General features: G+C 58.0%; 12 protein-coding genes. 9 read left to right on the plus strand and 3 right to left on the minus strand.

All coding sequences use genetic code 11. From position 1 onward, the window contains the following. The first annotated feature begins 30 nt into the window (after positions 1 to 30). The 9 genes from BUB53_RS17075 to BUB53_RS17115 all read left to right on the plus strand — a co-directional run bounded on the left by BUB53_RS17075 (position 31) and on the right by BUB53_RS17115 (position 16,722). Positions 31 to 5,613: a RecQ family ATP-dependent DNA helicase gene (locus BUB53_RS17075; RefSeq protein WP_073036295.1), complete on the plus strand. Its 5,583-nt coding sequence runs from the start codon at positions 31 to 33 to the stop codon at positions 5,611 to 5,613. Between the two features lie 116 nt (positions 5,614 to 5,729). Beyond that, positions 5,730 to 8,201, plus strand: coding sequence for an AAA family ATPase (locus tag BUB53_RS17080; RefSeq protein ID WP_073036297.1), 2,472 nt, complete (start codon positions 5,730 to 5,732; stop codon positions 8,199 to 8,201). After that, positions 8,201 to 9,502 (plus strand): McrC family protein, encoded by a 1,302-nt coding sequence (locus BUB53_RS17085; RefSeq protein ID WP_073036299.1) that lies wholly within the window; start codon positions 8,201 to 8,203, stop codon positions 9,500 to 9,502. Before BUB53_RS17080 ends, BUB53_RS17085 begins: the two co-directional genes overlap by 1 nt. Before the next feature lie 676 nt (positions 9,503 to 10,178). Beyond that, positions 10,179 to 10,502, plus strand: coding sequence for a hypothetical protein (locus BUB53_RS17090; protein WP_143163255.1), 324 nt, complete (start codon positions 10,179 to 10,181; stop codon positions 10,500 to 10,502). Between the two features lie 391 nt (positions 10,503 to 10,893). Then, positions 10,894 to 11,571 (plus strand): hypothetical protein, encoded by a 678-nt coding sequence (locus BUB53_RS17095; protein ID WP_073036303.1) that lies wholly within the window; start codon positions 10,894 to 10,896, stop codon positions 11,569 to 11,571. Between the two features lie 2 nt (positions 11,572 to 11,573). Then, positions 11,574 to 11,846, plus strand: a complete 273-nt coding sequence (locus tag BUB53_RS17100) for a hypothetical protein (RefSeq protein WP_073036305.1) — start codon at positions 11,574 to 11,576, stop codon at positions 11,844 to 11,846. Between the two features lie 96 nt (positions 11,847 to 11,942). Beyond that, positions 11,943 to 14,201 (plus strand): Mu transposase C-terminal domain-containing protein, encoded by a 2,259-nt coding sequence (locus BUB53_RS17105; protein ID WP_084729244.1) that lies wholly within the window; start codon positions 11,943 to 11,945, stop codon positions 14,199 to 14,201. Positions 14,202 to 14,203: 2 nt separating this feature from the next. Continuing rightward, positions 14,204 to 15,166, plus strand: coding sequence for a TniB family NTP-binding protein (locus BUB53_RS17110; protein WP_073036309.1), 963 nt, complete (start codon positions 14,204 to 14,206; stop codon positions 15,164 to 15,166). Positions 15,167 to 15,171: 5 nt separating this feature from the next. Continuing rightward, positions 15,172 to 16,722 carry a TniQ family protein gene (locus BUB53_RS17115; protein WP_073036311.1) on the plus strand — a complete coding sequence of 517 codons (1,551 nt, stop codon included), beginning with the start codon at positions 15,172 to 15,174 and terminating at the stop codon, positions 16,720 to 16,722. Positions 16,723 to 17,347: 625 nt separating this feature from the next. Here the strand turns inward: BUB53_RS17115 and BUB53_RS17120 are convergent. From BUB53_RS17120 to BUB53_RS17130, 3 genes are all read right to left on the minus strand, one after another. After that, positions 17,348 to 17,752 carry a hypothetical protein gene (locus BUB53_RS17120; protein ID WP_143163256.1) on the minus strand — a complete coding sequence of 135 codons (405 nt, stop codon included), beginning with the start codon at positions 17,750 to 17,752 and terminating at the stop codon, positions 17,348 to 17,350. Positions 17,753 to 17,932: 180 nt separating this feature from the next. After that, the gene (locus BUB53_RS17125) at positions 17,933 to 18,325 is read right to left on the minus strand and encodes a hypothetical protein (RefSeq protein ID WP_073036315.1); all 393 of its coding nucleotides are present in this window, start codon (positions 18,323 to 18,325) and stop codon (positions 17,933 to 17,935) included. 248 nt (positions 18,326 to 18,573) lie between these two features. Then, the gene (locus BUB53_RS17130; RefSeq protein WP_234983219.1) at positions 18,574 to 21,480 is read right to left on the minus strand and encodes a UvrD-helicase domain-containing protein; all 2,907 of its coding nucleotides are present in this window, start codon (positions 21,478 to 21,480) and stop codon (positions 18,574 to 18,576) included. Positions 21,481 to 21,535: the final 55 nt, after the last annotated feature.

The following is a 21,535-nucleotide window of genomic DNA, read 5'->3' on the forward strand; positions in this document are numbered from 1 at the left end:
CTGCCCAATCTCTCCGGTAATTACTTTCTTATGGAAATGCGTCACAATCAGATTTTGTCCCGGTGTTTGTCGATTGATCTCGAAGTGGATCCGCGTGAGGCGAAGGTTTTCGCCTTAGCCGCGGTGCGGGAGGATGAACGCCCGGCTCTTAAGGTTACCGGGGGTATCACCGCTTCACTTCTCGATCAGCTCGAAGCACAGATTGGCGATGTGGACCACCCAATTGGCCACAATATCCTGCAGCATGATCTGGAGCATCTCATTGCGGCACGCCCCCGGTTGTCGGCGATCATGCAGGCACCGATCGACACTTTGTGGCTCAACCCACTCGCATTTCCACGGAACCCCTATCATCATCTGGTGAAACATTACCATGATGGCCGCCTGGCGACAGGCCATGTGAATGACCCCGAGCTGGATGCACGGCTTGTGTTTGAGGTCTTGGCGAACCAGCTCGATGCTTTTGCGAGGCTGAACGCTGAAGAGCCGGATGTTCTTACGGCCTACCACTACCTGACCACGCGCATGGAACAGGCGGGCGGTTTTGATACGGTCTTTCGTTATGTGCGCGGTAGGGATTGCCCGGGCTACGAGGAAACCTGTGCCGCGATACGGCGGTTGCTGGGAGGCCGCGCCTGCGGCAAGCGCGTCGAGCAGACATTGAGCCGATTGAACAGCCCGCAGAATGGATGGCCCATGTCCTATGCGCTGTCCTGGATCACGGTTGCAGGCGGAGATTCCGTCATGCCTCCTTGGGTGCGGGCGCAGTTTCGCGAAGCATCTCTGATCGTGAAGCATTTGCGAGACACGTCTTGCAAAGACCCTGCTTGCGCCTGGTGTGCCGAACAGAATGATCCTGTCCGTGCGTTGGAAAAATGGTTCGGTTTCCCGAGCTTCCGCCCTAAGCCGGTTGATCCGGATGGTCGCCCCTTGCAAGAACGCATCGTCGACGAGGCCATGTCGGGTAATAGTCTGCTTGGGATTCTACCGACAGGCACGGGGAAGTCTCTGTGCTACCAGGTGCCCGCGCTGTCTCGGTTCGACAAGATTGGGGCGCTCACCGTTGTGATTTCGCCTCTGGTCGCACTGATGTCGGACCAGGTTCAGGGCATGGAGCGGGCAGGTATTTCCTGCTCGGTCACGATCAACGGTATGATGTCCATGCCCGAACGCCAGGATGCCTTGGATAAAGTTCGGATGGGGGACGCAGGGATCCTCATTATCTCTCCCGAGCAGCTACGCAGTACCTCGATCCGCCGTGTATTGGCGCAGCGTGAAGTCGGGCTTTGGGCAATCGATGAGGCGCACTGCGTCTCGAAATGGGGGCACGATTTCCGGCCGGACTACCGCTACCTCGGACGTTTCATCAAGGAATTCTCTGGCGATCTGTCGCCCGCGCCAGTGATTTGTCTGACCGCGACAGCAAAGCCGGAGGTTGTGGCGGATATCATCGAGCATTTTCAGACGAAAGCGGGTATCGAACTACTTCCTCTCGATGGCGGCGCTTCACGGTCGAACCTGGCATTTGAAGTGCGCCCGACGACGAAGAACAGCAAGTTGTCAGATGTGCTGACCGTTATTGAGGAGCTCCTGCCCAATGAAGGGCGCTCCGGCGCGGTTGTTTATTGCTCCTCTCGGAAAGAGACCGAGCGCGTGGCGGAGTTCCTGAAGTCACAGGGGCTCGATGCCGCTCATTTCCATGCCGGGATGACCGCTGACGACAAACAGGGCGTGCAGGAACGCTTCCGTGTGGGTGAATTGCGCGTCATCGCGGCGACAAATGCCTTTGGCATGGGAATCGACAAGCCCGACATCCGGCTGGTTGTACATGCAGATATTCCGGGCTCTCTGGAAAACTACCTGCAGGAGGCGGGGCGTGCGGGGCGTGACAGAGAGGATGCTCATTGTGTCCTTCTGTTCGCCGCGGATGATGTCGAGCGCCAATTCCGTCTCTCCGCCAGTTCACGGTTGGCGCGACACGAAATCGGGGCGATCCTGAAGGCGTTGAGACGGATCGACGAGCGCACGAAGAAGACTGGCAAGGTTGTTGCAACCTCCGGCGAAATCGTGCGGTCTGAGAAAGATCAGGAGTTCGAACGCGACAGCGCCACTGACGATACTCGCGTCAAGACGGCGGTTTCCTGGTTGGAAGAAGCGCATCTTGTGTCCCGTGAGGAGAACCGGGTTCAGGTTTTCCCATCCTCCTTACGGGTGCGGTCGGTTGAGGAGGCGAAGACACGTCTAGCCGATGCGGACCTGACACAAGCATATCGCAAGCAACTCCTGTCCATCGTGGAACATCTAATGACGACGCCAGTAGATGAAGGCGTGTCGACCGATGAGCTTTGCGGCGTGTCAGGTATCTCGCCTGGGGCCTTGCCGAAGGCCATGGCGACATTGGAAAACCTCGGTATTGCACGCAATGATGTGGCGATGACAGTATTTGTCCACGTTGGGGTTGCCCATTCCTCGGTCCAGCGTCTGGCTCAGGCCTCTACACTGGAAGCTGACCTGATCACGCTGATGCAGGAATTGGCACCGGATTTGGACGACAATGCACCGGTCCCGCTGAACCTCTCCGAGACGTGCCAGCGGCTGCGCGACAAGGAGCATCCGGATGTCCGGCCCGACGCGATCGACAAGCTGGTGCGCGGTATTGCCCAAGATGGTCGAAGCCTGGAGGGCGGGCGCGGGAATATCTCTTTGCGCAAAGCCAGTCGCAATACGCTGATGGTCACTTTGGTGCGGTCCTGGAAAACGGTGCAGGAGACGGCGAAACTACGATGGTTGGCAGCAGAATTGCTGCTGACCTATCTGACAGGGCGTCTGGACAAAGGCACACGGGGCAAGGACCTTCAGGTCGAGACAACGGTTGGCGACTTGCTGGCTCAGTTGACGCAGGATGCCTTTCTGAAGACCAGTGGCGTACGAGACATGACAAAGCTGCTGGAGCGCGCTTTGATGTGGTTGCACGAACAGGGCGTTCTCACCCTTGGCAAGGGGCTCACGGTCTTCCGGTCGGCGATGACCGTCTATCTCGATCCCGCCGGTGGCCAGTTTACTCAGACCCATTTTGCACCGTTGGAAGATCACTACGGCGAGCAGACGTTGCAGACCCATGTCATGGCGACCTATGCGGAAACTGGCCTTAGGACGATGATCGACGCGGCGCGTTTGTCAGAGGATTACTTCCTGCTCAATAAAGAGCAGTTCATGAAGCGGTGGATGCCGGGCATGGGCCGGGAGGTCCGGCGTCAAACCACCAGCAAATCCTGGGATGCGATTGTCGAGAAACTTGGCAATAAAATCCAGCAGGAGATCGTGACAGATGATCGGGACCGAACGAACGTCCTCGTTCTGGCCGGACCGGGGTCAGGCAAAACGCGGGTGTTGGTCCATCGGATTGCCTATCTGCTCAGGATGAAACGTGAAGATCCACGCGGGATTCTTGTTCTCGCCTACAATAGACATGCTGCTGCTGAAATTCGCGTGCGGCTGCGGGCATTGGTGGGGGATGACGCCAATGGTGTTACGATTTCCACCTGCCATGCTCTTGCGATGAAGCTGGTGGGCGCAAGTTTTGTCGGGCAGCGTGCCGACACCGAAGACTTTGATGACATCGTTATGGAGGCCGTGCGTCAGCTCGAGGGAGATGGTCTGACGAGATCCGAGGCCGAGGCGCAGCGGGACACGCTGCTTCAAGGCTATCGCTGGATTTTGGTCGACGAATATCAGGATATCGGACCGGAGGAGTATCAGCTGATCTCTGCTGTGGCGGGGCGGTCGCTGGACGATGCCGATTTGAAGCTGAGCCTGTTTGCGGTCGGCGATGACGATCAGAACATCTATGCGTTCAACGGGGCCTCAATCGACTTCATCCGAAAGTTCGAAGAGGATTATAAGGCGCGGCCAGCTTTCCTGGTCGAAAACTATCGCTCGACAGGTCATATCATCATAGCTGCGAATTCGGTGATCTCTGTTGCCCAGGAGCGGATGAAAGTTGATCATGAAGTCAGGATCAACACGGACCGGAAGCGCAACCCGCAAGGCGGAATTCTTGAGCACGAGGATACTGTCGCTCAAGGCAGGGTACAGCTTTTGGACGTCCCCGGTGGAGATGTCCCTCAGGCCGTCGCGGCAGTCGACGAGTTGATGCGCCTGTCACGGCTCGACCCGAACTGGTCCTGGTCGCGCACTGCCATCATTTCTCGTGATTGGAGAAAACTGGGGGCCGTCCGGTCCTATGCCGAACAACAAGGCCTTGATGTCGAGATGGCCAACGAGGACCTGCCAAATATTTGGCGGCTTCGGGAGACCCAGACGTTGATTGCAGGTCTCAGGAAGCGCCAAGGAGAGTTATTGGGGATACATGACATCCTCACAGTTCTGAATGAGCAGGAGGTCAACAAATGGGTCGAGATTCTTGCGGAAGGTGTGGCTGACCTGGCGCGCGAGTTGGAAGCGAAGACCATGCCCGCGCCAGATATCATCGAGTGGTTTGCGGAGTGGTCGCGCGACACGCGCGGTGAACAGCGCGGATTGCTTTTGCTGACTGCACATCGGGCGAAGGGGCTTGAGTTCGATCATGTGGTTATTCTCAACGGCGGATGGGATAAACCTTCGAAGAATGAAGACAGCGATGCACCGCGGCGTCTGTTCTATGTGGCGATGACACGGGCTCAGCGGAGCCTCGTTGTTCTGACATCTGGGGAACACGCTCTGCTCAAAGCAGGCTCTTCTTCGGTCCTGCGGCGTCTGGTCAGGCCGGATCCTGGGCTTGGGGTGCCACGCCCAAGTGTCTACCAGTTACCCGATTTGAAATTTTCCGATTTGTCTTTTGCGGGTCGCCAGACTGAACGCCATGAGGCCCATGCTGCGATCCGCGCATGTAAAGTGGGAGATCCCTTAACGCTTGAATTCCGTGATCCTCACTGGGAACTGATTGATCGGTTCGGGCATGTCATGGGGCGGATGTCGAAATCTTGGCAACATCCTAACGGATTTGCTTTCACCTCCGGCGCAGTTGGCGCCATTGTCCATTGGCGCAAGTCGGATGGTGACGAAAAGTATGCTCACTACGCGCGTCACGATGCCTGGGAGACCGTCCTGCCAGAATTGGTGTTCTCGCCTGCAGGCACCCAGGTGTTGCCGGAGAACAGGTCGGTGAGCCCTGAAGACCATATCGTTACTGAGACAATGTTGCCGGCAGACAAAGGTGCGACATCGTCAAATACAAAGATTGATCGATCAATCTGGGATGTGGAAGCGCTTGGCGAGTTCGCGAAGGGTACCTATGCGACATGCCGTTCCTGGGAAGAGTTGATTACCGCCTTCGACGAACATGGGGTCAAAATTGAGCCAAAGTCAGGTGGACTCGTTCTGAAGGACCGATCCGACGGTGTTCAGATCTGCAAGATGTCCGCAGTGGGGCTGAGATACAGGGCGATGATCCGCCACTATGGAGTGGGGTTTCCCGATCACCCAAATCCTTCCTTAACCGAGATGGCTCTGGCGAAGAAGGGGAGTTCCACCTCTGGATCAAAGGGGCAGCCAAGAAAGAGGACGGCTAAGTATTTGGGGGGTGAAGGTGATTTCGATGTTATTGAGGAATGAATAGTTTCTTGTGTGGGAAAGTGTGGTGCTTGCCTGCTGAAATGAACAGAATTTTAAGTACCATGAGCCCCGCCTGGTGCTTTGGTTGATTTTATAGGCGCGCTGAAGGGTTTGGAATGAGCCATCTTACTGATAGACGTCGGATCGTTTTTCGTCATGCTAATGGTGAATTCTATGCCGTTTCGCGCAATGGTGGCGCGAAACACCCCGGCTACCTGTATCTTCCTCAGGGAGCGCAAATGAGCGATGAGAATATTGTCGGTGTCGAAGAACCAACCGAGCTGGCCCGCATCGCGTTGGAAGAACGTTGTGCAGTACGTTGCAGGAACCTGACGACAGGAGCGCAGCACTATCTTCGCTTCAGCGATAATGAACTGCGCAGCTACGAAATAGGACCGGAGATCGCGGAAATCTTGGGAATTCCCGAAGAAGGCAAAGTTGGCCCCAAGAATGCTGTGCTGTCGAGGCAGGAGGTCGAAGCCGCGATGAATGCATACGACAGCTACCGTACGGATGGGACGCACCGCGACTTCTTTGAGGCCTTTGGTGAGCCACGCGACTATTGGGTCCGTTCATCGCGTGAGCGCGCTCATCGCGTCTATCCTACCAAGCCCTTGATTGGCTTCATCCTTGGGAAGACAGAGCTAAACGGTGGTTGGGGGCAGAAGACTGATGCTGCAGCTCGTCTTCACAATGCTGGTTTCATCATAGTCGACCAAAGTGATCAGCCTGCCGATCGGCCTGAACGCTACGAGCACCTGATGAAAGGTGCCGACCGGATCAGGCTTTGCGCGCTCAACTACTATGTCGAACCTGCCCGGGAAAAGGCGGCCAGGGAGGTCTCTATCCGCGCAGGAGACCTTGCTACGGCGATCGGCCTGAAAGACGCGTTCCCGAACATCTGCCAGGCACTTGGCGGTGAAGAATTCCAGAAACTTGCGCAAGTACCACCGCCCACGAGCACCGAACCAAATCCAAGCAGTTCGACCGTTTTTACCTATACGCTCAATCCCCAACTGGAGGCGGACACCGTGACCGACACAAAAGAAGCGCCCTGGCCATCCGCCGTAAACTTGATCCTGTATGGCCCGCCGGGCACGGGCAAGACGTATCAGACGGCATGGGAAGCCGTCCGGCTGTGCTTGGGTGACGAGGCTACCGCTGCACTAAATGGACAAGATGGCCGAGCAGAGCTCATGAGCACGTACCGTAGCCTCGTGAGCGATGGGCGCATCGAATTCGTGACCTTCCACCAGTCTATGTCCTACGAGGAGTTTATCGAGGGACTGCGACCGACCACAGATCAGTCCGAGGATAGCCCGGTGGGGACCGGGTTCCGGTTGGAGCCCGCACCCGGGATATTCAGGCGCATCTCGGAGCGTGCCGAGAAGGGCGTACCGACAGTACCGCGAGAAAACGCCGTTTCCCTCGACGGCCGGCAGGTCTTCAAGATGTCGATCGCGCGCGCCAACGTGGCCGCGGAAAGCTACCTATTCGAGGAAGCCGTCTCCGAGGGGCACACGCTCCTCGGCTGGGAGGACATCGACTTCTCCGACGACAGATTTTCCGATGTCGAGGAGATACTGGAGGCTTGTCGTGCCCATGGCGAGCGTGAAGGCGAAGTTACTCTCCAGTCGGGCCAAGTGAGCCAAGTGGACGTTTTTCGCAATCAGTTGGACGTCGGCGACGTCATCGTGGTCACCAAGGGCAACCGACTGTTCCGGGCCATTGGCGAAGTCACGGGGGAGTACCAATACTGGCAGCGGGACAACCGGAAATACTGCCACCGGCGGTCCGTGCGATGGCTCTGGGTCGACAGGGATGGGATTCCTGCCTCAGAGATCTACGATAGCAATTTCACCATGAAGTCGATCTATGCCCTCGATCGGGCCCGCCTCGATACCGTTGCCCTCGAAAGCTACATGAACAGCGGCGGCGAACCGGTGCAGCGAGAGGCAAGACCGTATGTCCTCATAATCGACGAGATCAACCGGGCGAACATCTCGAAGGTCTTCGGCGAGCTGATCACGCTTCTCGAGCCCGACAAACGGTTGGGGGCCGACAACGAGATCCGCCTCACGCTTCCCTATTCCAAGAAATCTTTTGGCGTGCCTCAGAATCTCCACGTCATCGGTACTATGAACACGGCCGATCGCTCCATCGCGCTGTTGGACACAGCACTACGCCGCCGGTTTTCCTTCAAGGAACTGATGCCCGACCCTTCAGTTCTGTCGGACAATGTCGAGGGGGTAGATCTGCAAAAGTTGCTGTCTACGATCAACGAGCGGATCGAGTATCTGTTCGACCGGGAGCATCAGATCGGGCACGCGTACTTCACAGGCTGCCAGACGCGGTCGGATATCGAGAGCGTCATGCGAGACAAGGTGATCCCGCTTCTGGCCGAGTATTTCTATGAGGACTGGTCCAAGGTCGCAGCTGTTCTAGGCGACTCTGCTCACGGACCCTCCCGCTTCCTCGATGCCAAACCAATTGCGGTACCTGGAGGCATGACTGAAGACGACTTTTCGAGCGAAAAGCTGCGTTGGAAGGTCAAAGACGAATTCGACTTCTCGGAGTTTGCGGCCTGATGCCAGCCTTCACCCTGCGCGAATGGGAAGCGTTGCCCCACGGTGAAGGGGGCGGCTGCATTCCCGAGCATTATGCCGAGCGTCTCGCGGCTCTCGCCAGAGTATCGACCTTTGCAGGAAGGGGTGGAGGCGGAGTGCTTGAGGATCGGCGCCATGAACTGCGAGCGCGTGGCGTTGTCGGGGTCCTGGCAACCGATGGGTGCAGCCTTGAAATTCTTCCCAAGATCGATGTCGAAGAGCAAGGAGGCGAAGCAAGAAAGAATGCTGCCATTCGCAAGCGTCTTGTTCACATGCTCGCAGTCGCACTGGACCTAAGAATCGAGACAGGCCAGCTCACAGAGCTTGACTGGCAGCACGAAACGCTTCTGGAAATTCTCATCCGCATTTTCTGCAGCAAGTTGACCGATGCCGTTCGTCGCGGCATGCCGCGGCGGTATATTGTCCAAGAGGATGACCTTGCGGCGTTGCGCGGGACGCTCAATCTGCCTCGTCAATTTACGCATCACGCAGCGAACCCCTCACGGCTCGCATGCAAATTTGATGAGCTGTCAGAAGACATCGCTCTGAACCGGATCATGAAAGCGACGGTCGCACATCTCTCCAGAATGTCGCGCAGTCCCGCCAATCAACAGCGTTTGCGCGAACTGGCTTTCGTCTACGCCGATATATCCGAAGTCGCTGTTCCTGCGCTGAAATGGAATGAGGTCACCATAGACCGGACAAACCGGGCGTGGCAGGAAATGTTCGGGATGGCGCAACTTTTTCTGCGTAATCGTTATCAAACGACGAGTGCCGGGGGGGGGCGAGGGACTGCACTTCTCTTTGAGATGAACGCACTTTTTGAGGAGTATGTCGGCCGGCTGATCACACGCGCTTTGGCACGCACGGAGTATCGGGTCTCGCTACAAGGCGGGAGACTATTCTGCCTGACATCTCTTGATGACCAACGTGCTGTGTTCCAGACGAAACCCGATATCCTGATCTGGCGTGCGGGGCAGGTTGTCCATGTGATCGACACGAAGTGGAAGCGGATTTCGTCCCGGATTGATGATCGAAAACAAGGGGTGTCCCAAGGTGACGTCTACCAGATGATGGCTTATGCGCACCTTTACAAAGCCCCGCGACTGACGCTGCTCTATCCGCACCACCAAGATCTTTCAGAAGCGGAAGGCCTTCAGGCTCAGTTTCGGATTTCTGGTCAGGAGGCGATTGTCGAGACGGCGAGCCTGGATCTCGCCAGTGGGACTGATTTGGCCGTCCGGGTGAGCCGGCTCTTGGAGGGCGGGTCCAAACACGCGTAAGCGCTGACAGCTCCTCACGTTGCCGGTCGGATCTGTCTTTGCGAGTTGATATGCTCCGTCGGCGTCGCTCAAGGCCAAGAACTTCGTCCAGCATGGCCTCTCGCGCTAAGAGACGTGCGTAACTACGTCTTTATGCACGTGTCTTAGATCGCCCGACCTTCGGTAGGCAGGCAGCATGAAACGGGCAGTTACCAACGTGGCGCTCCGCGGTGGAGCGAACGGGGGCGCCTGGAGGCCAGCACCAATAGTTTGGCATCCCGTTTTGGACACGCGCACCTGTCTGTTCAAGCGGCGACGGAAAATAAACTTCTGAGATCTTAGGCGGCTTTTGACATGGGGGCGGAGTTATGGGGAGCTGCTGGCGAAACTTCCCTATCACCCACGGGTTGGCAAATCTGCCCTGATAGGGAAACCAATGCCTGATCTCGACAAGAGGCCGCAAGCATGCTGATGCGGTCTTTTCAAAATTGTGGCGCTGGGGCCACGCCTTGCCCGCGGCCTGTGTTTTCTGACCGGGAGAAATCTTGTCGAGGAGTGGATGGAATTTCTATGTTTGGGTCATGACACAGCAACGCATCCATATCTCGCCTCGGCTCATACTGTTCATATGACGTGAACCCGCCCAATCGCTTCCCCTGCGGTTGGCATCCGAGATTTGAGAATGGAGAGTGTATCGATGGCTGTCGAACCCATCCCCCAATTGCCTGCCCAGGATTCTGTAGTCCTGTCTCGTGGAATCGCCCCTCGAAAATCGCGTGATGATTCTCCGAAAATGGGTGCGACCAGCCGGGTGAACGCCATGCTGTTTCCGCGAATTGCCGCGTGTGAAGGTTCTTTCCCGGGTATGTCTCCTTGCGAAATCGTCAGCAGGAATCGCAAGACCTCGGTGATCTGCGGGTTAGGGAGCGCTGGTTCGCACAAGGTGATGTGTCTGCGAAAAATCGAAAACGCTCACGGCTTGCTTTTTCGCAATCTGACGGCGGGTGATGCTGAAGACTAACCGCATGCCCGAAAAAGAAAAAGTCTTTTGGCGGCCAAAATCGGTGGCTACCAAATACTCATCGCCGCAACTGAAGAGGCACTGACGATGTAGCAAGAAACGAAAAAGCGATCTGCGCCAACAGACCGCCCTCTCTTGGAAGACCGAGGTCCACCATTTACACCCAGAAACCTATCACCCAATCGGGTCGGTTTCAAGGACTCGGATGCTTCCAGAACATGACGACCTGCTTTTCCCCGACGCATTTGTCGCGACGGGAAAGGTCTGCCCAACGCCAACCAAGCTGAAATCCGAGTGGGGACATAGAGGCTGGTTTTGAAGGGCAGATCCAGAAGGTCACATGCTTTCCGGCTGATCGGGAAGTGGCACCTGAGACTTTTGGAATTCAACGATGTCTGATCTTTCTTTCTCCGGCGGTATCCGCCTTCCCGAACCCAGTCGTGGTGACCGCAAGACGCAAGTTGGCTCCACGCAGCACTTCACCGGAGGCATTGTCTTTGGTGAGGGTCATGGGGTCCGCCATGGCGTTGAAAGCCATCTCGAAGCGGATTGCGCGATGGTCTTGGCGTATCGCCCTGACACCAAGGAAGTTATCGAACAGGTTCGCTTTGAGTGGTTCGATGAGTTTGGGGAAGTCCACAACCACTTCATCGACTTTGTCGTTGTCCGCCAGGATGAAACTGTGACGGGATACGCAGTGCGCCCTGTTGAGCGTGCCGGCCGGAAGTACCTGACCAAGCTGGCCCGGATCAAAGCTCAGGCGATCTCCCAGGGCGTTCTCGATGACTTCCGTCTGTTCACGGAGGACGACATCTGCCCCGTCGAGCGTTACAACGCAGGTCTCTTTCACTCGGCGCGACGCCCGGACTGCTTTGGTGACCCTGTTGCCCAGGACGTGGTGCGGTCCATGACCGGGGTCGTCCGTATGGGTGATCTCGTCGAGAAAACCCGTCTGGACGGCATGGGGTTTCGGGCCTTGGTGCGTCTGATCCGTTCCGGGCATCTGAAGACGCTCGGCTATGAGCGCCTCTCCCATGATGTGATGGTTTTCAAGGCGAAGGAGGTCTGAAGATGTCCAAATATCGTTTCAAAGATACGGTTGAGGCCAAGCCTCGGATGAAGACTGGCGCAAATGTCGAAATCATCACCCACCAAGTTGATGTTGCCGAGCTTCTCGCAAAAATCGGTATCGACCGAGGTCAATTGTCCGACAAGAGCTTGCTTTCTCTGCGCTTTGATGAGGTTTTCGAGATTGACGTTGAGACACGTATGATTCGCGGGGTCAATTTGGTCCGGAGCGACCAAGAGTTCTCCACGGACCAATTGTTCGGCAGCGCCCAGTAGGGTCCACCGGCAGCGAAGCCTCAGGTTTCCAATGCGTGATGCCGGAAACCTGAGGCCGCGCCCCACCTCCAGAAACTTCCCCAATGGCGAGGCCCAATGGCCATCGCACTCATCATTGCTGCATCGCGCAGCCCAGCTCCCATGAAAGGATACACCATGGATCTCTCGTTCAGCACCGCCAACGCCCGATATGCCTTTGGACAGTTCGACCGTGTGTCGATCGATAGTCTCCCCTTCCAAGTCGAAATGGAAACCGAAACCGGCTACCTTCTCCGCCGGGACGACGCGAATGGGCTTTGTCAGCAATTCACGCACGAAGATCTTGCCCGTTTCGGTCAGCAGGGCCGTATTCGGGTCGAGCGCGATGGCTTCAATCCGTCTGCAGCACATAAACGGCTGATGTCTAGCCAGACATCGATCTCGGCTTTGACCGGTCGTCCCGGGCGCCGTCTCACCAAGAAGGATTTGTACTGTCAGGTTGCCCTGGAGCTCCATGCCGAGGGCCTGATGACGTTCACGGACGCGTCGATCAAAGCCAACAAGGCTCTCCTTCTCGACCGCGTTATGGACATTGCACCCGATGACTTGCCCGAGCCTGGCAAGAAGTTTCGGAAGTCTGAAAACTTCGCCAAGGTTCCCTCGCCACGATCGCTGCGCCGATGGCTCGCCGAACTCAACAAGTTTGGGCTGATTGGACATCTCGATCGGGTGTCCGCACGCGGAAACCGCGGGTCTCGTCTCTCACCAAGCGAGTACGCGCTGATGATGAAAGGGGTCCGCGGCTACATGTCGCCGGATAAGCCCACCATTCATGCGATCGTCGAGGACGTGAAGCTTTCCTTTGCAAAAGAAAACGCGGAACGCGAAGCGCAAGGTAAACTCAAGATGAAGGTGCCAAGCCGAGAGACCATTCGGCTTGCTGTGCGGGGCCTGGACCCGTTCCTGGTGGAATTGAAGCGCAACGGCGCTGCAGCCGCACGCAAGAAGTTTCGCCCCGTCACAACCGGTCTTTCCGTGACGCGTCCTCTGGAGCGGGTGGAGATCGACGAATGGACGGTCGATGCGCAGACCTTGTTGGAGAGCACCGAAATCTATGGGCTCTTCACCGATGAGGAGAAGCATTCGCTCGGCCTGTATTTTGAAGAGCACGAAGATCCGAAGACCGGAAAGATCAAGCAGAAAAAGACGGCACGGTGGACCCTGAGCGCCGCGATCTGTTGTGCCACCCGGTGCATTGTCGGGTTGGTGCTTAGTCGCACTCCAAACGCAGAGGCCGCAGTCCAGTTGTTGCAGATGATCACGACGGACAAGGGAGCCTGGGCAGACGCTGTAGGTGCCCATACGCCCTGGGACATGCACGGCACTCCGGAGTTGATCGTCTTTGATGGTGGTTCGGCGTACAAATCTTTGCGGTTTCGGATGGCCTCGGAGGATCTCGGTGTGATGTGGGAAATGGCGACGAACGGCGTCCCTGAGAACCGTGGCTTCATCGAGCGATTCTTCGGAACGTGCTCCGGTGGCTTTGCCTCCCGCGTTTCGGGTCATACGTTCCGTGGCATCATGGAGAAAGGTGATGCGGACCCGGAAAAGCGCGCAGCATTGACCTTGGATGATCTGACGTTTGCGCTGATCCGCTGGGTTGTCGAGATCTACCACAACACGCCGCACTCCGGTCTTGACAACGAGACGCCGGTGCAGGCCTGGCGGCGCTTGAACAAGCTGTATGGCGTCACCCCGCCGCCAGACTCCGAAATGATGCGGATTTGTTTCGGGCAGGAGCGCGAGTACCGCTTGGACAAAGAAGGCATCACCGTTCTCGGTGTGACTTACCAATCTGAAATTCTCCAGAACCATTTTCGTCGGAATGACCCTGGGACCGTCAAGGTTCGCTGGCATCCCAAAGATGTAGGCGCGATTTCAGTGCTGATGGGGGAAGAGTGGTGCAACGTCCCCTCCCAAGACGCATCCCTCCAAGGCGTCGCGGCACAAACCTGGCTGACTGCTGTGCGGCATGTGCGCGCCGGCAACCCGGAGGCGGATCATCTGAACAATGCAGTCGTCCGGGAAGCTATTCTGGCGATCAAGGCTCGGAACGAGGTGGCGATGGCGAAGGCAGGGCTGAACCTGGAGGATTGGTCCGAAGATCGGTTCAAGCGTGAGGAAAAGAACATCCTTGCAGGTGTGAAATTCTACGAGCCGAAAGCGCCATCCAAGGCGAAAGGCGAGCTTGGGAGTGAGCTGCCTTCGCTTGACGATTTGAACGGTGAAGTCGGCGACAGCACCGACGCGCAGGTTGGCCGCAAAGGCCGGAGCGGCCCCTCGTCGGCGTCGGGCATCACCTTCGAGGAGGAGTGATCATGATGGATCAACACACTGCGGAGCAGGCTCTCGAGGCACTGCGTGAGCTGCATATCGGAACGGATCGGGACGCGGAAGCCGCTTCCCACATCGAACGGCTTTTCGAGAAGGACGCTGCGGGTCATCGGACGCCTGTCGCTAAACGGTTCACCAAGACCCGTGAAACGCGTGGCGTGATGGTGATTGGTGAGCCCGGGAGCGGAAAATCCCATCTCGTCAATCGCACGCTCGAGAAACTGCCGATGTTGCGGCCGCAAGAAGATGGCACTCCGCGTTACATTGGTTGCGTGGTGCCCAGCCCCGCGACCTTCAAGAGCATGATGGGCGAGTTGCTGAAGGTATCCGGGTACCCTGTGGAGAGTAAACGGCAGGAGGCCTGGTCGCTGTTCCAGGATTTGCGCTATCGCTTGGCCGAGCTGGAGATCAGCGTGATCTGGATCGACGAGGCTCAGGACTTGTTCTGTGCCGATCGCAACCTGATCCTGCGGGCACTGAAATCGTTGATGCAGGGTGAGCATGCCATCACGATCATCGTGTCCGGCACGAAAGACCTCGCGACCGTGATCCGGAGTGACCAGCAGGTAAAGCGGCGCTTTACGTCTATTGTCCTACCCGAACTCACCGAACAATCCGACGGCGATAATTTCTGCCAGATCATGGAGCATTATTGCCAGCGTGTCGGGATTCACGCTCCGATGGAGACCGACTTGGTCGGACGGGTGTTCCACGGTGCCCGGTATTGTTTTGGACGGGCGGTAGAGCTGCTGTTGCTGGCGCTCGAGTTCGCGATCGAGAACGAAGATAGTCATCTCGAGATCGGGCATTTCGCCTCGGCCTACGCGATGCAGGAATCCTGTTCGGCGTCGGAGAACGTCTTCTTTGTCGAGCATTACTGGTTGATCGAGACGGATCCAGAAGAGGATCAGAGGCCCCGTCGGTCCACGGGCAAGCGGAAGCGGTGATTGCCATGGCCAAGCTCTTTCCCAAAGTCTCCTTTGTTCACGATGAGACGCCCTTGTCCTGGGCGGCACGTCAGGCGGCCTTCCACAAGGGAGGTCGCCTCGTCCCGTTTCTCAATGATCTGCGTATTCCTGCCATCGATCTCGCGCGGGGGCTTCCGGGGGCGGTTCATCGCCTCTGCGAGATCGCCGGCCAGGACCCGGTGCCGGTGGCTTGGAACACGATCAGCTCGATTGGCGCACGCCGCTTCAGCCTGCGCCAGCACGAATTTTCGGCTGAGTTCACGACCGGGGTCGAGACCAGGATTTGCCCCTATTGCCTTGCTGAGGACCAATATGACCAGCGGCGCCCTGACGTTGCGATGCGTCATCGCCTTGCATGGCGCCTTGCGCCTGTTCGTACGTGCCGCCGCCACGGGACTCTGCTGCGCGATGTCCGAAAGGACGCGTGGGATGATCAACTGCATGAGCTGCAGGCCATGCAGGATATCATTGCAGCGGAATTGGCCGTGCCGGAGCCATGCGAACCGCGGGCACCCTCGCCACTCCAGACCTACGTGGAAAACCGTCTGGAAGGACATTCCGGTCCGATCTGGTTGGATGGGCAAGGCATTGATCAGGCGAGCCGGGCAGTCGAGATGGTGGGCGGGTTGATCGCCTTCGGCCCAAAGCAGCAGGCCGCTGAGCTGTCTCAGCGCATGTGGGACGACGCCGGACGTGCAGGTTGGGGCCTCGCAGCAGGGGGCGAAGCCGAAGTGGTGGCTTTTCTTGAAGATACGCTGAAGGCCTCAACGCGCAGTGAGGGATTTGCGAGCCCTCGGAGCGCTTTCGGGATGCTCTATGCGTGGCTCAACTCAGGGCACCTCTCAAAGGACCCAGGGCCGATCCATGCTCTCCTGCGTCATGTGATCATTGAGAATACGCCTCTGGTCCCTGGGCGGAATGTTCTGGGTCAGCCGGTGGCCCGTCCGAAATACAGTACCCTGAGTTCGATTTCCAAAGCTGAGAACGTCCATCCCTCGACGCTTCACAACCTTCTCAAGGCAGCTGGCATGTCGCCCAAAGAGGGTGAGGGGGCAGGGGCTGGGCGCCTAGTCGTCGACTATGCGAAGGTTGTCGAGCTGCTCGGGGATGCGAAGTTTGCTGTGCCGACGACCCAGGTTCCGTATGTCTTGACCTGTTCACGGCCGGTCGCAAGCGCGTTGATCGAACTGGGATTGCTGAGCCGTATCCATGATCATCGGCATCTGCAAAGCAAGGTCGGCAAAGCTGTCGATGGCCGCAGCATCAATAAAGTGCTCGATGTCCTGCGAGACAGGTTCGACGAAGTGGAGGAGCTACCTGTCGGCATGGAGCCCTTGGCCAGGTGTGCGGAGAAATCCCGGGCGAAGCTGAAGGTGATCCTGGAACTCCTCTTCAAAGGGCACTTGTCCAACGTGGTGCGTCTCGATGGTCAGGTAGGGTTTGCTGCCATTCATCTGGATCCAGAGGAGATAAAGTCCGTTTTGGAATCGCCGCCGGTTGGGGTATCTGAGGACGCATATTTCCTGATCCACTGACCTCGTCCCCCCAAGCTTTCCTGATGAAAGTCTGCAATGCCGCCTTCGGGCGGCATTTTTTTGTGAACTTTCGATGGTCATTTGATGTGGGTGTAGTGGTCAAAATGGCCGCCTCAGCGTGATTGCGTATAAATATTATTGTTTAATAACAATAACATATTTTCGGATGAGGTCAGGTGGTGGACATTTATTGGTGGTTTCCACAGGTGTGTATCTCCACCACCAATTCGTAGCCACTGGCGGGGTTGAAAACGCCATTTCGCAAGCAAAAGAGGGGGATTGGGCGCAAGCGTCAGGTGGTCTCGTTTGTGGCGACTCATGGCGCGCGAAAGCCAGTTTGTCTTTGTCGGGCGGTACGTGGGAGGAAAACTCCGGGGTGCAAAATGGTGCCTGGGCCCAGGGGTCATAGATACTTGTAACCAAATGAAGTTTTGTGTTGTCCGTTGGGGCTGTTCTCCTGGGGGTCGAACAATGCCGACAGCCTCTCAGACATGGGCGGACACGAGAAAGGGCGGCTTTCGCCGCCCTTGGGTAAGTGTTCAAATTCTTGGTTTCGGGGACTGCCCCCTGGGCAATGGCATCTTCAAGGCACGTGCGGGCTCATGAAACGCATTGCAGCCCTGTTTCAGTCCGCAGCGCGAAACCTTGCGATAAGCTCACTGATGCGTGCCCCATACCATCGTGCCATGTTGGACGCTGGCAGATTGCGTTGATGACCGATGCGGTCGAGCGATGATGGCGCCTGTTCGGCGAGAACGCGATGGATTTGGTGCAAGGCCGCCTCCACGGCATTGGCGTCAGGAAATGGCTGGTCAAAGGCACAGATCAGCCCGCATAGGGCCGAGAAACCGCTTGGATCATCGAGGGCATCGAGCAGATCACAGAGACCCGCGCCATGACGGCGCAGATGTTTCTCCGTTTCATCGGTTGCGTCGAAGCGGGCCTGGCTGGTGGTTGCGGGGTTGGGGTTGAGCATGAGGAACTTCCTTTGCATGAACGGTGCTGGTGGTGCCTGTTTCATCGGCGTCATGGTCTCCGTGCATTGCGGGATGGGTTCTGCGTATGGGTGGATCCTTTGGTGGTTTCTTGTTCCGTGGTGAGAAGATTGGCCTGTCTTTCAGGACACGAAGGAAAAATCTGAGGTTGGTGTCGTTTTGGTCGATGGGGCCCACACCGCCGCCGAAAATGTGCGGCGGTGTCGGACCATTGTTCAGGCCGCCCGTTCTTCCGGATCCGGGATGACGCTGGCGGCGCGCAGTGCATCATCAAGACCGTCGGCAAGCAGGCAGAGCTCGGGCACGATTGGATCCTCGGGTTCCAGCATCGCGAAGAAGCCGACATCCTCCCAGTCGCCGTTGGTGTGCTCGAGAAAAAGCATGTCGCGCAGTTCGAGAAGCATGCGCCGAACGCGGCGGGTGAGGGGGCCTGGTTGGTCGAGCGCATCGCGGATCGCATTGACGAGCCGCACACCCTGGCGATCCGCCAAGAGATTGGCAGCATCGCCGAGTGCAGTATCGTGATCGGACAGAAACGAGCGCAGCGCCAGTTCGCTGGTCTTCGTGGCGCAGGTGGTCGTTCCATCGGATATCGGTGAATGAAACATGGGGCCTCCTTGATGACAGATTGGTCCGGGTTTCGTCCCGGGTCAGGAAAGGTCGGAGGTCCGTGTTTGGCCGGTGGTTGGATTGAGCTTTGCGTTGGTCCTTGGTTGCGTGTCGATCGCATCCGTTTTTGCGATTACAACGAACATTGGCCGAAAATGATGAAGGCAAAACAGTTTTCAGAAATTTTTTGAGAAAGGTCAGTCGTCAAGACGCAAGTATCGGCCGCGCGACATGAAGGGAGCGGGTGTTATGCAGGTTTTCGGATCTTTGCCTTGCCGCTGCAATCGGGGAAGCGGACACAGCCGAGGAAGGGTCCGAACCTGCCCCGGCGCTCGATGAGCCAGCCGTCTTCACAGGCCGGGCAGGCTTGCTGAGTGGTGCCGCATTGCGAACAGGCCATCTTGCCCGCTTCAGCGGCACGGAGCGGGAGGCCGGTGCCGCAATCCGGGCATGCGGGCATCCGGTTGCCGCAGAGTTTCACGTGTTCGCAGCGATACCAGCCCGGCCCGTCCTTTCCGGGCATGTAGAGGAGACGCCCGCCGCATTGCAGGCAGGTGTGCGTGCGCCGCGCTGCATCTTGCGGGCCGGAAGCGCCGTAGCCGGGATCCTTCATCAGTTCGGTCACGAAGGCGGAGGGGCGGGCCTCGGAGGCCAGGATGGTGACTGTGCGCCGTGCCCGCGTCATCGCGACATACATGACGCGGCGCTCCTCGGCATTGGCGAAGGGTTCGGCCTCGGGGGAGACGAGGCTCAGAAGCGGATCATCCACGATCAGGGAAGGGAAGCCCATGCGCGTGTTGTCTGCGCCAAGAATGACCACATGATCGGCCTCGAGCCCCTTGGAGGCGTGGATGGTCTTGTAATTGATCGTGATCTGCGGGTGCTGTCGGCGCAGGCGTCTCAGATCGGGTTCGATGAAACGGTATCGCCCCAGCAGCAAGACCGTCGTGGGGCGATCGCCATTGATGGCGCCGGCCGCCAGCGTCGCAAGTGTTTGGCCCAGGACCTCGTCTGCTGTTTCGCGCCGGGTCCAGGCGATGCGGATGGCCGGTTGATCGGCCTCGCCCGCCGGGACCACTGTCTTTGTGATCTGGGCCGGGTTTTGCAGGATAAAGCGCCGCGCCGCGAGCGCGATCTTGTCGACTGAACGAAAAGTGCGGCCAAGATCGACACTACGATGGACGCCGGTGGACCCGGCATATTGCCCGCCGAACTCAGCCCCGAAATTTCGCATGATGTGGATGTCCGAGCCTGCGAAGCGGTAGATCGATTGCCAGTCATCCCCGACGGCGAAGACCCTGGCGTCTGCGTGCTGGGCCTTGAGCGCCTTGATAAGACGTGCCCGGCCAACCGAGATGTCCTGAAACTCATCGACAAGGATGTGGCGGAAAGGGCTGTCATAGCGTCCACTCTCTACATGCGCGGTCGCCCGGATCACCATGTCCTCGAAATCGATGCGGTCGCCCAGACGGGTCTGATATTCGTCGAAGACGGCGTCGAAAATCCTGAGGAAGGCGTCTGCACGCTTGCCCAGCTTCAGGGTCGACGCCTTTTGCGCGCAATCGTCGATCCGGTAACCTCCGTTCTTGAAATGGCGCAGGAAGGTGGCGACCAGAGACGAGAAGCTGTCGACCATCCCGACCTGTGTGACCTGATCGTAAATCTCGATCTCAGGAAGGGGTCGTCGGGTGATGTGGGGCTCGAGTTTTCGGGCCAGGGCATCGAGAAGGCGTCCTTCCTCGCGCTCCCAACTGTAGGTCTCGATCAGGACGGTCTCATGCTCGGCGTGGACCTGCCGTTTCCACTCCATGCCCGCCAGATACTCATCCCGGTCGACGAAGGGCGCGGTGGTTAACTCCTCGCTGCCGTCCCGCAACCGTTTCTTGCGCACCCCGAAATGTTCGAGATAGACGCCGCTTTCGGTGAGGCGGAAATCGGGCGTATAGGCGCGACGCCCGGTTCCCGTGAGCTTGTGCTCGTAGGTCGGTTCGTATTCATAGGCGATGCCGTTGCGATAGAGCCAGTTCGCGATCAGAAGCTCTTCGAAGCTCTTGACCGTCTCGCCCTGGAGGGTGCGCAGGTTGCGGCTTTCGATTTCGGAATACCAGGCGTGGGCGGTCTGATAATCCCAGGGCGACGGGAAGTCATCGAAGAAGCCAGCGAACCAGCCGATCACCGTCTCGGCGACCTCGGTGAGCCTGTTCACGATATCGCGCAAGATCTCGCGGATCAGCGACAGGAAGGCCTTGTCGTCTGTGGCGGTGGGGGCGAGCGGGGGCTTTTCGCCCTCGACGGCGCCGATGATTTCATAGGCCAGCGCGTGAAAGGTGCGCGCGGCGATGGGCACACCGCATCGGGCCTCGATGCGTTCGGACATTTCGGTGGCGGCATCCTTGGCGAAGGCGAGAAGCAGCAATTCCTGCGGTGCCCGGATACCGGCCTTGACCAGATAGGCGGCCTTGGCGGTGATGACGCTGGTCTTGCCCGAGCCTGCACCGGCGAGAACCAGGGTCGCGTCCTCGTCGACCACGATGGAGAGCCGTTGCTCGGGCGTCAGGGGCATTGATTCCACGGTATCGAGGAAGTCTTTCCACCTGGCGAGCTGACCGTGCACGAAGGTCTCTATCGCGGTGTTGCGCGTGCCGACGGGGTCGGCGGCGAAGGCGGTGATCGGCGAGACCCGGCGGATGGTGTCTTTGCCGACGGCTGCCGGGTTGAGCTTGGAGAGGACACGATCCGTCAGGTCTGCCGCCTGTCGTGCCAGCGGATCTATGTGGCAGGCGGCGGGGTATTGATCCGGTGTCTTGAGGCCTTTGAGGGCCTTGAGGAGGCGGCGAATGCTGTCCTCTTCGCGATTGAGCTGCTCAAGGTTGAATTGCGACCACGCTGTCTCGACGGCCTCGGCAAAGGCGTGGGCCTTTGAACCCTGGACGGCCGGAAGCAGGATGTTTGCCCCATCGCTCAGGTGGAGGGCGAGGGAGGACGAAAGCAGTCTGCGTCTTGTCGTGGGCTTCGAAGCAATTTCGTCGAAGGGGATCGTGCTCCGGGTGCCGCCCCTGGCGGAAATGCCCTTTGGTCCAAGGTCGAAAGCGCGCGGATGCCGTCGCAGCGGATCCGTCATAAATGCGAGAAGAGGATGAGCGACGAGTTCCATCAGCACCGATTTGCAAGCGTTTTCGGAGGTATAGCAGATCAGCGCGAGGTGAGAA

It is taken from the genome of Roseovarius pacificus, from assembly GCF_900142665.1.
Lineage (GTDB): Bacteria > Pseudomonadota > Alphaproteobacteria > Rhodobacterales > Rhodobacteraceae > Roseovarius > Roseovarius pacificus.

Excerpts from the sequence above, each read along its gene's own strand:
- BUB53_RS17110 (WP_073036309.1), top strand. The coding sequence starts at position 14,204 with ATGATGGATCAACACACTGCGGAGCAGGCTCTCGAGGCACTGCGTGAG.
- BUB53_RS17130 (WP_234983219.1), bottom strand. The coding sequence starts at position 21,480 with ATGGAACTCGTCGCTCATCCTCTTCTCGCATTTATGACGGATCCGCTG.
- BUB53_RS17120 (WP_143163256.1), bottom strand. The coding sequence starts at position 17,752 with ATGACGCCGATGAAACAGGCACCACCAGCACCGTTCATGCAAAGGAAG.
- BUB53_RS17080 (WP_073036297.1), top strand. The coding sequence starts at position 5,730 with ATGAGCCATCTTACTGATAGACGTCGGATCGTTTTTCGTCATGCTAAT.
- BUB53_RS17105 (WP_084729244.1), top strand. The coding sequence starts at position 11,943 with ATGGCCATCGCACTCATCATTGCTGCATCGCGCAGCCCAGCTCCCATG.
- BUB53_RS17125 (WP_073036315.1), bottom strand. The coding sequence starts at position 18,325 with ATGTTTCATTCACCGATATCCGATGGAACGACCACCTGCGCCACGAAG.
- BUB53_RS17115 (WP_073036311.1), top strand. The coding sequence starts at position 15,172 with ATGGCCAAGCTCTTTCCCAAAGTCTCCTTTGTTCACGATGAGACGCCC.
- BUB53_RS17090 (WP_143163255.1), top strand. The coding sequence starts at position 10,179 with ATGGCTGTCGAACCCATCCCCCAATTGCCTGCCCAGGATTCTGTAGTC.
- BUB53_RS17095 (WP_073036303.1), top strand. The coding sequence starts at position 10,894 with ATGTCTGATCTTTCTTTCTCCGGCGGTATCCGCCTTCCCGAACCCAGT.
- BUB53_RS17100 (WP_073036305.1), top strand. The coding sequence starts at position 11,574 with ATGTCCAAATATCGTTTCAAAGATACGGTTGAGGCCAAGCCTCGGATG.
- BUB53_RS17075 (WP_073036295.1), top strand. The coding sequence starts at position 31 with ATGGAAATGCGTCACAATCAGATTTTGTCCCGGTGTTTGTCGATTGAT.
- BUB53_RS17085 (WP_073036299.1), top strand. The coding sequence starts at position 8,201 with ATGCCAGCCTTCACCCTGCGCGAATGGGAAGCGTTGCCCCACGGTGAA.